General features: G+C 50.3%; 14 protein-coding genes. 5 read left to right on the forward strand and 9 right to left on the reverse strand.

The features are described 5' to 3' along the window. Positions 1 to 48: 48 nt before the first annotated feature. Entirely contained in the window at positions 49 to 1209 is a 1161-nt protein-coding gene (locus Q8K39_RS10755; protein WP_305260047.1) for an iron-containing alcohol dehydrogenase, read from the forward strand. Between the two features lie 355 nt (positions 1210 to 1564). Here the strand turns inward: Q8K39_RS10755 and Q8K39_RS10760 are convergent, their stop codons facing one another. Then, positions 1565 to 1720, reverse strand: coding sequence for a hypothetical protein (locus Q8K39_RS10760; RefSeq protein ID WP_305260049.1), 156 nt, complete (start codon positions 1718 to 1720; stop codon positions 1565 to 1567). Between Q8K39_RS10760 and Q8K39_RS10765 the strand changes: the two genes are divergently transcribed. The 3 genes from Q8K39_RS10765 to Q8K39_RS10775 are packed head-to-tail and all read left to right on the forward strand — an operon-like array spanning position 1719 to position 4752. Continuing rightward, entirely contained in the window at positions 1719 to 2741 is a 1023-nt protein-coding gene (locus Q8K39_RS10765; RefSeq protein WP_305260050.1) for a phospholipase, read from the forward strand. The genes Q8K39_RS10760 and Q8K39_RS10765 overlap by 2 nt on opposite strands. A 41-nt stretch (positions 2742 to 2782) precedes the next feature. After that, positions 2783 to 4138, forward strand: a complete 1356-nt coding sequence (locus Q8K39_RS10770; RefSeq protein WP_305260052.1) for a peptidylprolyl isomerase — start codon at positions 2783 to 2785, stop codon at positions 4136 to 4138. A gap of 23 nt (positions 4139 to 4161) precedes the next feature. Continuing rightward, on the forward strand, positions 4162 to 4752 hold the full coding sequence (locus Q8K39_RS10775; RefSeq protein ID WP_305260054.1) for a hypothetical protein: 591 nt from the start codon (positions 4162 to 4164) through the stop codon (positions 4750 to 4752). A 113-nt stretch (positions 4753 to 4865) separates the two neighbouring features. Here Q8K39_RS10775 and Q8K39_RS10780 read toward each other — a convergent pair whose 3' ends face one another. From Q8K39_RS10780 to ispD, 8 genes are all read right to left on the reverse strand, one after another. Then, the gene (locus Q8K39_RS10780; RefSeq protein ID WP_305260056.1) at positions 4866 to 6089 is read right to left on the reverse strand and encodes a hypothetical protein; all 1224 of its coding nucleotides are present in this window, start codon (positions 6087 to 6089) and stop codon (positions 4866 to 4868) included. An 86-nt stretch (positions 6090 to 6175) separates the two neighbouring features. Beyond that, positions 6176 to 6946, reverse strand: coding sequence for a hypothetical protein (locus tag Q8K39_RS10785; protein ID WP_186951345.1), 771 nt, complete (start codon positions 6944 to 6946; stop codon positions 6176 to 6178). An 8-nt stretch (positions 6947 to 6954) separates the two neighbouring features. Further along, positions 6955 to 7557: a hypothetical protein gene (locus tag Q8K39_RS10790; protein ID WP_305260059.1), complete on the reverse strand. Its 603-nt coding sequence runs from the start codon at positions 7555 to 7557 to the stop codon at positions 6955 to 6957. Next, positions 7554 to 7832: a DnaJ domain-containing protein gene (locus Q8K39_RS10795; RefSeq protein WP_305260060.1), complete on the reverse strand. Its 279-nt coding sequence runs from the start codon at positions 7830 to 7832 to the stop codon at positions 7554 to 7556. Before Q8K39_RS10795 ends, Q8K39_RS10790 begins: the two co-directional genes overlap by 4 nt. 128 nt (positions 7833 to 7960) lie before the next feature. After that, entirely contained in the window at positions 7961 to 8440 is a 480-nt protein-coding gene (locus Q8K39_RS10800; RefSeq protein WP_305260061.1) for a peptidylprolyl isomerase, read from the reverse strand. Positions 8441 to 8742: 302 nt separating this feature from the next. Further along, on the reverse strand, positions 8743 to 9015 hold the full coding sequence (locus tag Q8K39_RS10805) for a DUF4404 family protein (RefSeq protein ID WP_186951342.1): 273 nt from the start codon (positions 9013 to 9015) through the stop codon (positions 8743 to 8745). Between the two features lie 41 nt (positions 9016 to 9056). Beyond that, positions 9057 to 9560: a 2-C-methyl-D-erythritol 2,4-cyclodiphosphate synthase gene (gene ispF, locus Q8K39_RS10810; RefSeq protein ID WP_305260064.1), complete on the reverse strand. Its 504-nt coding sequence runs from the start codon at positions 9558 to 9560 to the stop codon at positions 9057 to 9059. A gap of 10 nt (positions 9561 to 9570) precedes the next feature. Continuing rightward, complete coding sequence (ispD, locus tag Q8K39_RS10815) at positions 9571 to 10299, reverse strand: 2-C-methyl-D-erythritol 4-phosphate cytidylyltransferase (protein WP_305260066.1); 729 nt, start codon at positions 10297 to 10299, stop codon at positions 9571 to 9573. Between the two features lie 126 nt (positions 10300 to 10425). Here ispD and mfd point away from each other — a divergent pair, with 126 nt between their 5' ends. Further along, positions 10426 to 13857: a transcription-repair coupling factor gene (mfd, locus tag Q8K39_RS10820; protein WP_305260068.1), complete on the forward strand. Its 3432-nt coding sequence runs from the start codon at positions 10426 to 10428 to the stop codon at positions 13855 to 13857. The last annotated feature ends 24 nt before the right edge of the window (positions 13858 to 13881 follow it).

Here is a 13881-nt window from a genome sequence, read left to right on the forward strand (position 1 = left end):
CGATTTTTTCTATTTGCGCTAAGATGTCTTCTTTCTGGAGGAATGCATATGCTGAATTTTGATTTTTATAACCCAACACAAATCCTGTTTGGTAAAGGGCGCATAGCCGACCTGAACAAAGCCATTCCAGCCGAAGCCCATGTGCTGATGCTGTATGGTGGTGGCAGCATCAAACAAAATGGTGTTTATGATGAAGTCATTGCGGCACTTAGCACACGCAAAGTCACCGAATTTACTGGTATAGAGCCAAACCCCAGCTATGAAACCCTGATGAAGGCCGTCGATCTCATCAAACAAAACAAGATCGATTTTTTACTTGCAGTTGGCGGCGGCTCTGTCATTGACGGCACTAAGTTCATCGCCGCAGCAGCCTTGTTTGAAGGTGATGATCCCTGGGTTATCATGGAAAAACGCGGCAGCAACGTGACTAAGGCCATGCCATTTGGCAGTGTACTGACCTTGCCAGCCACTGGTTCAGAAATGAATAATGGCGGCGTTGTTACCCGCAAATCCATCAAGGCAAAAATGGCTTTCTCCAGCCGCCACTGCTTCCCACAATTCTCAGTATTGGACCCGACCAAAACATATACTTTGCCAGTACGCCAGATAGGCAACGGCGCTGTTGATGCCTTTGTCCACGTCATGGAACAATACCTGACTTACCCGGTGAATTCACCAGTGCAAGACAGATTTGCCGAAGGCCTGCTGCTGACACTGATAGAAGAAGGCCCGAAAGCCCTGGCGAACCCAGAAGATTATGACGTACGCGCCAATCTCATGTGGTGCGCCACCATGGCCCTGAATGGCATGATCTCGACTGGTGTACCACAAGACTGGGCAACGCATATGATAGGCCATGAACTGACAGCCTTGCATAACATCGACCACGCCCAAACCCTGGCTATAGTGCTGCCCAGTATGCTGCGGGTACGCAAGGAAAGCAAGCGGGCAAAGTTACTGCAGTTTGCAGAACGCGTCTGGGGCTTGCATGATGGTGACGAAGACAGCCGTATAGAAACAGCCATCAGCCGCATGCAGGATTACTTTGAGCAGATGGGCGTCAAAACCCGTCTCAGCGACTATCAGCTTGGCAGCGATGATATTGCGCCTATTCTATCAGCACTGGAAACCCACCGTATGGTCGGCCTGGGTGAAAAACGTGATGTGACGCTGGATGTCAGTCGTCAGGTATTGGAATTAAGTTTGTAGTGTGCATACATGGGACTTGTCATCTTCTGAAATAAAAAGATGGCAAGTCCCTGCAGATCCCGCCGTTACTTATTAACAACATCACTATCCGCGATTTTTGAAGTTTTCATCCCCTTATACCCCGCCCAATACAATCCTTCGCGTAAGCCCCTGCCGAACTCCAATGGATTGACAATTCAGCCATTCCCCTTATTCCGCCTGACGCCGCCTCACACTGCATGCATTCCAAAGTTTGCATCAGCAGCCAGAAAAGATAGTTTTTTCTTATATCTACGCACAAAAAATGACATATTGATTACGAAAAACTAGAGGTCGCATTCTAGAAAAAACAGTAATGCCGCCGTTTCCGTCCATGTTAAAAAGCTAATTCGCTGAAATTATTTAACTTCCACTGTCTTTGCATACTTGCTGCGACTCCCTGCTCATGTCCCACGGTATGAGTTTGTCGCAGCGCCCATTTCAGCGGTCCAAGTTTCGCTCCTTTTATAACCAAACCTGAAGGACGTTCCATGAAATCCGTTTTCAAACTGGCGGCCGTAGCTGCCTTGCTTTGCAGCCTCACTCCAGTACATGCCTTCCAGCAAGAGACCCATCGTCGCATCGCCATAGACGCGGTGAACTTCATGAAAAACAACCCAGACAAAACCAACTATAAGGCGCTGGCAAGTGGCCTGGCTCGCGCTGGGTATACCGTAGAGCAGTTTGCCACTGCCATGGGTCAGGGGGCGTACGATGTCGATGATTTCGCCGACACCTACATCTGCGGCGCCACCACCGGCAATTGCCAGTTAGCACCTGTCTGGGGCGCTGCACAAAGCATCGTCAAATACACGTCTTACTGGCATTTCCAAAACCACACCTCAGGCCCTGATGTACATGGCAATCCTTTTGGCGGCTATAACTATGCCAAGCTTACTGTGGCCGGCGATGTAGACAATCTGGCGGCGTCCTGGCTGGTTGGTGATTATCTGGATGATGGCCCTGGCGGCATGAAGGGCTGGTTTGGCGACAGTAGCAAGTACAACAGCTATGGCATAACGGAAGCGCATTACCGCCATGGTGGTTATTCTACGCCCAGCCAATATGCCGATTTTGAAAAAATCCCTTTCCAGCCTATCGATAATCTGGCGCAATACTGGTTCCAGCAATTCCTCAGCAGCCCCAGTCTGCAAAGTCTGGGTTTTGTCATGCATTCGACCGACTTGCTGCAGCCACATCATACCTGGACCACCTCGGCCCGTAATCACTCTGGATGGGAGCAATGGGTCAACAGCTATTACTACAGCCAGAACTTGAATGACCCTGCCCTGGTCAACGCAGCTATGGCCGACTTCACGCCATTGGCACCCAATGCCACTGACATCCGCCAATTGTTGACACAGGGCGGCACTTATTCTTATCAAAATGGCGGCATCGTGCTTTCCTCAACTGATCAGAATGACCGTATCCGTGTTGGGCGCATGGTAGTACCACACGCGATTGCCATGATGGTTCACGTACTGAACCGTGCCGCCAACCGCCTGAATAGCTGAGGTTGACCATGTACAGACCAGGCATCAGCTTGCGATTAAAAATGAGCCTCACCTTTATCAAGAATTGCCTGTCTGTACTGTGCGTGGCAATGTCCGCCCCTGCCACTGCAGTGGACATTGCTCCTGAAGTGGCAGCGAACCAGATTGCACATCAGCCAGAACTGGTTGCACATCTGAATGGTACTCCTGTCCACAAACTGACACTGGAAGTACTTACCCAGATGGCACAACTGGAGAAGCCAAAAACCGTGCGCGCCGACATCCTCGATAACATCCTCAGTAATCGTTTGCTCGCAGAAGATGCGCGTGAGAAATTTGCCGAAGAAGAACTGCAAGCATCCAGGCGAGTTGCGTTTGAACCTGATGTGATGCTGGACAACCAGCTCAGTGGTTATTTGCGCACCGTTTATCGCAAAGACCTGGAAACTGCCATCAGCAAACTTCCTGGCCGAAGATTGGATGCGCTAATTCAGGAACACGGCAAGCTGGATGAAGACCAGTTGAGCGCCGTGTTTGGCGCCAGAAACAGGATTATGCTCGACTATAGTCTGAACCCAACTCAACAAACGGCAGCGACTCATGTACTTGTCTTGCGCAGCAACTTTGCAGCAGCCAGCAGCATCAGCTTGTATGCCGTATTCCGCCGCCAGAATGTGCAAGGGCGAGTGGAATTTTTCAACCGCAACCGTGATTTCATTCGCCAGCAAGCCCAGCTTTATCTCGCCAATTTGTATGTGCTTGACTGGGCGCGTCAGCGCTTTGGAGAGTCTGCGCTTAGTGATCTGAGAAGAGCATTGCAAGAGAAAAATACGGTCCAGGCCGTCATGAGCCTGCATGGCATAGGTGCGGATACCGATTCTGAAAGCAGGCTGTTGAATCAGCTCGCAGCAGAAGTGAAGCCCAAAGAGGTGCAGGCTTATTTTCATAGCCATAAGGAAGAGTTCAAGCGAATTGTCTCGGTCAAAGCACGTCATATACGCCTGGATAATGAGGCGCAAGCTCGCCAGGTCAGCGAAATGGCGCGCCAGGGAGCCAATTTCGCCAGCCTCGCAAAACAATACTCAACAGCGCCTGATGCACAGCAAGGCGGCAACATGGGGCTCATCGCACATCGGGGACAATTGTCCTGGCTGGAGCAATTGGCCTACATGCAAGAGCCTGGCAAAGTATCACCACCGATTCGCACTGCTGTCGCACCCAACGAGACGGCTCATTGGGAAATCGTTCTAGTAGAAAAACGCAATGACGGCTATCAGGACCCAGCTTCAGAGACTGTACGCTATCTGGCGAGCCGGGCTATAGCACAAGAGAAAGCCATTCGCCAGCTATCTTCTTTGCAGGCGCAACTACGAAAGAGCGCGAAAATTGAGATTAACCAGGCGGCATTGCTTAATTAATCAACCAGCGAGGTGGGGCAACGATGAAAAGCATACTCATCGCAATTGTAATTGCAGTAACGACAGGGCTGATGATCTGGCAATTGTGGCCGCAAGCTGACGATACTCAAACCCGGCAGCAAACGGCAGCACCATCCTCCAGCACCAGTAAGTTGGGTCCGCCGGAAAACATGCGCACGGCTACATGGCCGCCACCATTTCCGGAACGAACCGATGAAAGAAAATTCGTACCCTTGCTACACACAGGGCCAGAAATTTCTGCCGTTCAGAGCCTAGCTGCTACACGTGAGGGCGATCCTCGCACACCACCGATAGCCCGTAGCCTGGTCACCCAGGAAATGCCTACGGCTGCTGAACTGGCTGACCCAAAAGCCTACCAGCAATATGAAGCGAGACAAAACGCACGACTGTATGCGGCTTATGTACTTGCTGCAGATGAAGAAATACCACGTCTGCGCGAAGCTATTGCCCGTGCACGCGACATGGGTATCGCACCAGAAGAGCTTGCCAAAGGAGAAGAGAAATTACGCCGCATCACTGCCATGCAGGGGCAGTTGCTCAATGAACATCCAGAATTGCAAAATGGTACAACTGCCAGGAGCGGCCTGAAATAGTGCCTGCAAATTCAGTCACAGGATATCCACTTGATACGGTCTTCTGCAAGTGAGTCGACCATGTAAAAGTTCGCTGGATCAAATTGCGCCTGGAATTTGATCAAGCACGACAATTATTTTTTTGCTGGTTTTTGAATATGACAATTTGCATCCAGAAAGCGCATGGCGCCAGTGTAATTGGTATCCCAGTCATCCATTAAATAATTACCGGCCTCTTCCACGAAATTATTCCAGTCTTCCAGCAAGCCTTCCTGCTTTTCGTGAGGTGCTGCTGTTTTAATCCAGTCTGTTGCCAGTTCAGGATTAAATCCTTCATCACGAAATTTTTTCACCAGGCTTTTTGCCGTTTTTTCTGGCAATATCGTTTTAGGTGTAATGCCACCTACGATACAGACAAACAAAGTCAGCAAAGAATCGATATCGGTTTTCCCCTTGGTCAATTTCGTCCACTCCTTGGATACCAGGGCATCGTATTCAGAAGTGTCTTCGACTTCATGGTCGCGCAAATAATAGCGGTCCTTGAGTTCATACACCAGCTTGTCGAGAGAAGCTGATTTATCTTGCAGGCGCGGCAGATCATGGGATTTGATCTCGCCCAGTATGCGCTCAACAATGGAATGAAATTTCTCAGGGATATCAGCCAGATCAATGGCAGACAATGCTTTTTTCAACTTTGCCGCGGAATATGCGCGGATAGCGTCGATCAGGCTGGCAAACTCCACCTGGTTTTGCAATGTCGCCTCAGGCTTGCCAAACATTTGCAGCAATAAGGCGGTGCGCACTACTGACACCGCCTCTACATCTTCTTCTTTCAAGTAACTCGCAGACAAGCCCAGCTCTTCACCAAACCAGTAGCCCGCCTCGATTTCCAGCGCATTCATCTGCCGGTGCTCGAGCGTGTTCCTGTACTCAATTGGCTTTTCTTTGAGTGACCAGGCTTCCAGAAAATCCTCTACCTTACCTTTGGCTTCATGCCCCAGCAAGGCGTATTCTGGCATGGCAAACAATGCTTTCAGCAAACCTGAGCCACCGCGCGACAAAGTCAAAAAGGTATTGTCGCGTATCATCTTGGCAGCCAGTTCAAGGTCACCCTTGGTGGTCTCGATCAGATACAGGCTGGCAAGATTAACGATACGTTTGCGTGCCGCTTCAATTTCAGGGCGCAGATATTTACTACCGAAAGCATCCGCTATTTGCACCATGCCTTTTGGGGCTTCCGCCTCAATCGCAGCAATCTTGCTGGTGGAGATTATCGCCTTTTGTACGCCATAACGCAGCGCCGATTCAAAATAGGGGCGATTATCAAGCAGGGCAATTTCAAAAGTATTTTCAGGCATAAACACCAGAATAAAGACAGGCTATGGAATTGATAGGCAGGCAGAAAAACTCCTGCCTGCCACGTGCATCAAAATAACATCAACAATTACAAGGCAGACTCTTCGTCATCATCCTTATCGTCGCCATCATCATTATTTTTAGGACGCTCTTCCTGCTCTTCTTCAGCACTGCCCTCGCCGCCTTCCAATAATTCATCTTGTGCCAGACTTGCCTGGTAAGCCTTGTAACGTGCACGTAATTTCATCAACACTTCGCGGAAAATTTCTGGCAACTCATAACGCAGGAGGTAGGTCACCTGCATCCAGTCATGGTCTTCCAGATTTGCCATATCCAAAGGAGAGGCCAGGCTCTCGGTGTCGCGAGTCAGATTGAGTAAATCATCATCCCGCGCTTGCGTTTTATTGTCGTCACCGTACTCATACAAATCGAAAGTCGCATAACGGTAGAAATGCTCCACCATTTGCGCCCTGTCCAACAGATAATCGACAAGTGCATCATAGCCGCCCTCCACTTCCGCGATTTCATACAAGAATTCTGCCGGATCAGCGCCCTCGCGGAAGATGACGGAATTGACCATGCCACGCAATTGCTCATGGGTCTGGTCGCCATAGCGACGTTCAAGCACTACTGCCTGGGCAAATTGTTCAGGCGTGACCAGCAGATTCACCAAAGACTCTTTGGATGCATCGTATTCACGAATAATCGCCAGCAGATCCTTGGCAGGGAATTCATCCAGAGCTGCTACCAGTGCTTTGTCGCCTTCGGTTTCTGCAAGGTTGGCCAGTGCATGTTCAGCACCGGCAATATCACCCGCCTTGACCAGGCTTTGGGCTTCGATTAATGCAGGATAATTCATCTGTACTCCTATTCTTTGCGGTCAAAACCTTGCTCAGCCAACCAGTCCGCACCGGCTTCGCCCAGATCATAATCATCACCATCATCACCGTCATCGCGACCATGTCTGCCGTACTGGCCGTCAAGATCGCCATGCTCTTTCAGTTCTTCATTTTCCTCATTGGCTTCCTTATCTTCGTCCTCGTCAGCGCCAACTGCTGCGCTGGTTCCAGCCTTGCGCGTGGTGTTGCTACGGTTCAGATATTCCAGCGCTGCAGCCGTAACCAGAAACGCTTCGCCATCCGGGTCTTTCAGAACGATGCGGCTCAAGGGCTCAGCCCATGGTTCCAGCTTGACTGCTGCGGAAAGGGTTCTCCAGGAAGGGAATTTGCCTGCTTCTTTGGTAATCAATGACTCCATTGTCAGTGGATTCATGAAGATGAAACCCTCATGAAAAGCCACTGCCAACATTTCAGGATTGCTTGCCATCATCGGCAACAACATAGGCAATTGTTCTGCCTTTTCGCGCAATCTGGCTTTGAGCACGTTTTTGCCCTCGGAATCGGATTTCAAATCATCCAATTCAGCCTTATAGAGCGGAATAATATCTTCAAAAAAACGCGACAATTTCACTGCAATACTCCTGATAAATAATTTTTCCAGATTTCGGTTGCTGTCTCGATAGGAGAATCCAGCAAATTGCGCCTGCGATTTTCATCATAGGCCGTACGGGCAGCTTCGTCCGATAAAACATCGTAAGCTTCTTTGACCGCATGGAATTTTTCCGGCGCCAGTTCAGAATCATTCCTGTCTGGATGAAACTCTGCTGCCTTTTGACGAAACGCCTTCTTGACGTCTGCCAGACTCGCATTGGTGGCAATACCGAGAATAAAATAATAGTCTTTCATACACACCTTTGGCTTGCACTCGGACTTGAATTGATACTGCAGATCAGCAGCGAAGAACAAGGGAACCCATTTGCATGGATTCCCCTATGCAGGAGTAAGCCAGAATCAACTAGTCCTGTGGATGCATATTAATGGTGATGACCGTGTTCGCCATGCACATGACCGTGTACAACTTCTTCATCAGTAGCTTCACGAACTTCCAGCACTTCTGCATCAAAACGTATGGTCATGCCAGCCAGAGGATGGTTACCATCTACAGTGACCACGCCTGCATCGATTGCAGTAACGCGGAACTGCATGGTTTCACCAGTTTCTGGCTCACGTGTTTCAAACATCATGCCCACTTCAATATCAGGAGGGAAAGCGCTGATATCTTCTTCACGCACAAATTCTGGATCAAATTCGCCAAAACCATCTTCTGGTGCCAAAGTCACGGAAACTTTGTCGCCCACGGCTTTGCCATCCAGCGCGGCCTCAACTGCAGGCAAAATATTATCATATCCACCATGCAAATAAACGATGGGCTGCTGATTCTGGTCGATGACCTCGCCCTCAGCACTGAACATAGTGTAATTCAAAGTGACAGCGGTATTTTGTGTGATTTGCATGACAAATAAATAGAGTAATTGCGCATTACTGCGACAAGATTGAAATGAGTGACTCAGGTACCCCAGACATATATAGCCGACAAGCACCCGTTTCAATAGGCTAACCGTGTATTGTAGCAGAGCCGTTCTTTATTTTTTTGATGTTTGATATCTTTGTTCGTCTATCTCAAAGCTCAAAATCCTCTCTCTTCGATAGATGCAGGGAACTTAACTTGGTTTTATTGCGACTCAGTTTTCCATTAGGCAATAAAAAAACCGCCGGCGGCGGTTTTTAAAGCGAAGCAAGCTTAATAAGTTTTCGATCAAACACCAATTTTTTCAAGCATGGTACCCAACTCACGTAAGGCTGGCTCCAGTTTTGGATGTTGCGCTGCAAATTTTGCCGACAGGGCTTGCGATCTTTCACTCAGGGCGGCGAATACAGGGTCATCATGATCTTGTGTTGTTGCCAGAACATGCCGGATATCCTCGTTCAATTTCTCCAGCAAGGATTTTAGCTCGTCGTCAACTTCTTCAGTGTTCGCCAGTTCTTGATGCAGCAGACCCAGCAGATGTTTCAATTGCTCTTGTTTCATATTTTTTCTCCTTGATGGAACATTCTTAGTTTAGTTGGAGTTTAGTTGCTAATTCGCGGAAAAACCAGTACCACGGCTTCTGCAGCTATGCCTTCTTCCCTGCCCAGGTAACCCAGGCGTTCATTGGTTTTTGCCTTGATATTGACCTGGTTGATATTTACCTGCATGTCCTCTGCGATATTTGCCACCATGCCTGTAATATGCGGTGCCATCTTGGGTGCCTGGGCAATGATGGTGGCATCCAGATTACCCACCTCATACCCGGCAGCATGAATACGCTTGACGGTTTCACGCAATAAAACGCGCGAATCGGCACCGGCAAAGCGTGTATCGGTATCCGGGAAATGCTTGCCTATATCACCCAGGGCTACAGATCCAAACAGTGCATCGGTAATCGCGTGCAATAACACATCAGCATCAGAATGCCCCAGCAAACCAGTGCTGTGCGGGATGCTCACCCCACCAATAATCAATTTGCGACCAGGCACCAGTGCATGACAGTCATAACCTTGACCTATTCTGAACGGTAACATCTTATTTTGCATCAAGCTTCCTTTATTCTGGCTGGCTATTCAAATACTGGGCGATCAATGCCATATCGCTGGGCAGAGTCAGCTTCATGTTGCGCACATGGCCTTCCACCAGTATGGGGGCGTGACCAGCAGCTTCAATAGCACTGGCTTCATCGGTGACCTGATCTGCTGCATCCAGAGCGTCGCACAATAGCTGATAACGGAACATTTGCGGGGTTTGTGCCAGCCATAAGCCATCACGAGGAATTGTTTGGACTTTGCCGTTTTCTACCCGTTTGACGGTATCAACTACTGGCAAAGCCAGCAAGCCGCCGACAGCACTGTCTGCGATCTGATCAATTAAATGCTGCAGCAGGCCGGATGTCAAACCCGGCCTGGCGGCATCGTGGACGAGTACCCAATCCGAATTACCCAAAGTAGCGGCTAGTTCGCTCAAGCCATTTCTGACTGTATCCCTGCGGCTGGCACCGCCGCAACGCAAGACGGTCAGGTTTTCTGCTTTTGCCAGATATTCATCAACATATGCATCATCAGGGCTGACAAGAACATAGGTATGCTGTATTTTAGGAAACTTTAGGAAGGCATCGACAGTGTGTTGCAATACTGATTTGCTACCGATTGACATATATTGCTTCGGCGTCGTCGCCCCCATGCGAGAACCCACTCCGGCAGCAGGAATCAGCGCAACATAGCGAGGCGTATCTACCACCTTTTCAGCGTCAAAATGAAGTTCTTGCAATTGTTTTTCCATGATTATCACAAGCTCTTGAAGCTGCTCCAATATGAAAGAGCCCCTTCGTTTATAATTAGGCGCTCATTTTAACCGCGTATCTTGTTCCGTAAGCAGCTTTTACGGCATCCCACATGTATAGCCGCAATGTCATTTGATTTCAGCAAATCCTTAGCAAAACCTGGCCATAAACTGGCACTTCCCAATTTGCATGGTTCTTCCGATGCTTATGCCCTGGCGCAAGCTGCGACGGCGCTCAAGGCTGAAAAACGCATGCTGACCATTTTTGTAGCCAACCCTGGAGATGCCCAGCGCCTGCTGGATGAAATCCCCTGGTTTAATGCAGAATTGCGCTGCCATTTGCTGCCCGACTGGGAAACCCTGCCCTATGACGCCTTTTCACCGCATCAGGACCTGGTATCTGAGCGTCTGGCCAGCCTGCATGAAATCCAGAATGGCAATTGCGATGTCTTGCTGGCTCCGGCAACGACGGCATTGTTGCGCATGGCCCCGCCCTCTTTCCTGGCCGCCTACACCTTCTTTTTCAAAAAGGGTGACCGTCTTGATGAGGCGAAGCTAAAAACCCAGCTGACACTGGCAGGTTATAGCCATGTCAACCAGGTCATGTCACCGGGTGAGTATTCTGTGCGTGGCGGCCTGATAGACTTGTTCCCCATGGGTTCGGCCCTGCCTTACCGCCTGGATTTGTTTGGCGACACGATAGAGACAATACGCACCTTTGATGCTGATACCCAGCGTTCACTCTACCCTGTGCCGGAGGTGCGCCTGTTGCCTGGTCGCGAATTCCCCATGGATGAGCCGGCACGCGCAGCCTTTCGCAGCCGCTGGCGCGAAACCTTTGAGGGCGATCCTTCTCGCTCCAGTATCTATAAGGATATAGGCAATGGCATACCTTCAGCCGGTATAGAATATTATCTGCCGCTGTTCTTTGAGCAAACTGCCACCCTGTTTGATTACTTGCCGGAAGCGCCGCATTTTGCGCTGATCGGCGATATTGACGATGCCATCAGACGTTTCTGGAACGATACTCGCTCACGCTACCAGTTTTTAAAGTCTGACCGTGAACGCCCGGTGCTGGCACCAGAGACCGTGTTTCTGCGCGATGAAGACTTCTTTGCTGCGATGAAACCACTGGCGCGCTGGACCATCGCGGCCACAGATAAATCCGCTGCTGCCTCTGAAGTGTCCAGTTTTCTACCAGATATCGCTGTCAATCGCCGCGCAGATGATCCATTGACGAACTTGCGCTCATTCCTACTGCAAACTGACAAGCGCGTGATGATCTGCGCCGAAACTTTGGGTCGGCGTGAAACCTTGCAGCAGTATTTTACTGAATACGATATCCGTCTGAGCCTGTGCGAAGGCTATACCGATTTTGCCACAGCAAATACCAAGCTGATGCTGGGCGTTGCGCCTCTGCACGCGGGTTTTGTGCTGGCAGATGGACTGGCCTTTATTACCGAAGCCGAGCTGTATGCGGGCAGTGGCAAACGCATAGGCCGCAAAAAACAGGAAGCCGTCACCCAGGTCGAGCACATGGTGCGCGACCTGTCAGAACTGAAAATTGGTGATCCTGTTGTCCATAGCAACCATGGCATAGGCCGCTACATGGGCCTGATCAGCATGGATCTGGGCGAAGGTGAAACTGAATTCCTGCATCTGGAATATGCCAAAGACACCAAACTGTATGTACCTGTATCGCAATTACATGTCATTTCCCGCTATTCCGGTGCTTCGCCAGATGATGCGCCTTTGCACAGCCTGGGCTCAGGTCAGTGGGAAAAAGCCAAGAAAAAAGCCGCACAACAAATTCGCGATACTGCAGCCGAACTGCTAAACCTGTATGCCCGCCGCGCGGCCCGCCAGGGTCATGCCTTTGAATATTCTGCGCGCGACTATGAAGCCTTTGCTGACAGCTTTGGTTTTGATGAAACACCAGACCAGGCAGCCGCCATCACTGCCGTGATTGGCGACATGACTTCAGGCAAGCCCATGGACAGGCTGATCTGCGGTGACGTTGGCTTTGGCAAGACAGAAGTGGCATTGCGTGCTGCCTTCGTTGCCGTCATGGGTGGCAAGCAAGTCGCCATCCTGGCACCCACCACGCTGCTGGCAGAGCAACATGCCCAGACATTTGCCGACCGTTTTGCCGCGTGGCCAGTGAAAATTGCTGAATTATCGCGCTTCCGTTCCGGCAAGGAAATCAGTATCGCCATGAAGGGCATGGGAGATGGCACTGTGGATATCGTCATTGGCACGCATAAACTGCTGTCTGCTGATGTCAAATTCTCCCGCCTTGGCTTGGTGATTATTGATGAAGAACATCGCTTTGGTGTGCGTCAGAAAGAAGCCTTGAAGGCCTTGCGTGCAGAAGTCGATGTCTTGACGCTGACCGCGACACCAATACCACGCACCCTGGGCATGGCACTGGAAGGCTTGCGTGATTTCTCTGTCATCGCCACTGCCCCGCAAAAGCGCCTGGCGATCAAGACTTTTGTACGCGGCGAAGATGATTCTGTCATCCGCGAAGCCTGCTTACGTGAACTGAAGCGTGGCGGGCAAGTGTATTTCCTGCACAATGAAGTTGAGACCATAGAAAACCGCAAGGCCATGCTGGAAGCCCTGCTACCAGAAGCACGTGTGGTCGTGGCACATGGCCAGATGCATGAGCGTGACCTGGAAAAAGTCATGCGTGACTTTGTGGCACAACGCCATAATATTTTGCTGTGCACCACGATTATCGAAACAGGTATTGACGTCCCCACTGCCAATACCATCATCATGCACAGGGCCGACAAATTCGGTCTGGCGCAGTTGCATCAGTTACGCGGTCGCGTAGGCCGCTCGCATCACCAGGCTTATGCCTATTTATTGGTGCATGATGTACAAAGTCTGACCAAACAAGCCAATCGCCGTCTTGAGGCCATCCAGCAGATGGAAGAACTGGGTAGCGGCTTTTACCTGGCCATGCACGATCTGGAAATTCGTGGCGCTGGTGAAGTGCTGGGTGATAACCAGTCTGGTGAAATGCACGAGATAGGTTTCCAGATGTATTCTGACATGCTTAGTGAGGCGGTACGCTCCCTGAAGAATGGCAAGGAACCTGACCTGGCTGCACCGTTATCGACGACAACAGAAATCAATTTGCACATACCCGCCCTGCTGCCGAATGAATTCTGTGGTGATGTGCATGAACGTCTGTCCATCTACAAGCGATTGGCCAACTGCAGCAACGCCAACGGTATTGATGACATGCAGGAAGAAATGATAGACCGCTTTGGCAAACTGCCAGAACCCGTCAAATCACTACTGGAAACCCATAGACTGCGCGTTGCAGCCAAGCCGCTGGGCATCATCAAGATTGACGCCCACAGCGAAGCCGCGACCCTGCAGTTTGAACCCAAGCCACCGATAGACGGCATGCGCATCATAGAGCTGGTGCAAAAGAACAAGCACATCAAACTCAATGGTCAGGACAAGTTGCGCATCACAGCCGTCATGCCCGACCTCGCCAGCCGCGTAGCCCAGATCAAGGCTACCATCAAGGCACTGCACTAACTAACTGAATAAAATCAGCGAATA

This window comes from Undibacterium sp., from assembly GCF_030683615.1.
GTDB lineage: Bacteria > Pseudomonadota > Gammaproteobacteria > Burkholderiales > Burkholderiaceae_D > Undibacterium > Undibacterium umbellatum.

Coding starts and splice junctions, on each gene's coding strand:
- Q8K39_RS10755 (WP_305260047.1), top strand. CDS start 49: ATGCTGAATTTTGATTTTTATAACCCAACACAAATCCTGTTTGGTAAA.
- Q8K39_RS10765 (WP_305260050.1), top strand. CDS start 1,719: ATGAAATCCGTTTTCAAACTGGCGGCCGTAGCTGCCTTGCTTTGCAGC.
- Q8K39_RS10760 (WP_305260049.1), bottom strand. CDS start 1,720: ATGGAACGTCCTTCAGGTTTGGTTATAAAAGGAGCGAAACTTGGACCG.
- Q8K39_RS10770 (WP_305260052.1), top strand. CDS start 2,783: ATGAGCCTCACCTTTATCAAGAATTGCCTGTCTGTACTGTGCGTGGCA.
- Q8K39_RS10775 (WP_305260054.1), top strand. CDS start 4,162: ATGAAAAGCATACTCATCGCAATTGTAATTGCAGTAACGACAGGGCTG.
- Q8K39_RS10780 (WP_305260056.1), bottom strand. CDS start 6,089: ATGCCTGAAAATACTTTTGAAATTGCCCTGCTTGATAATCGCCCCTAT.
- Q8K39_RS10785 (WP_186951345.1), bottom strand. CDS start 6,946: ATGAATTATCCTGCATTAATCGAAGCCCAAAGCCTGGTCAAGGCGGGT.
- Q8K39_RS10795 (WP_305260060.1), bottom strand. CDS start 7,832: ATGAAAGACTATTATTTTATTCTCGGTATTGCCACCAATGCGAGTCTG.
- Q8K39_RS10800 (WP_305260061.1), bottom strand. CDS start 8,440: ATGCAAATCACACAAAATACCGCTGTCACTTTGAATTACACTATGTTC.
- Q8K39_RS10805 (WP_186951342.1), bottom strand. CDS start 9,015: ATGAAACAAGAGCAATTGAAACATCTGCTGGGTCTGCTGCATCAAGAA.
- ispF (WP_305260064.1), bottom strand. CDS start 9,560: ATGCAAAATAAGATGTTACCGTTCAGAATAGGTCAAGGTTATGACTGT.
- ispD (WP_305260066.1), bottom strand. CDS start 10,299: ATGGAAAAACAATTGCAAGAACTTCATTTTGACGCTGAAAAGGTGGTA.
- mfd (WP_305260068.1), top strand. CDS start 10,426: ATGTCATTTGATTTCAGCAAATCCTTAGCAAAACCTGGCCATAAACTG.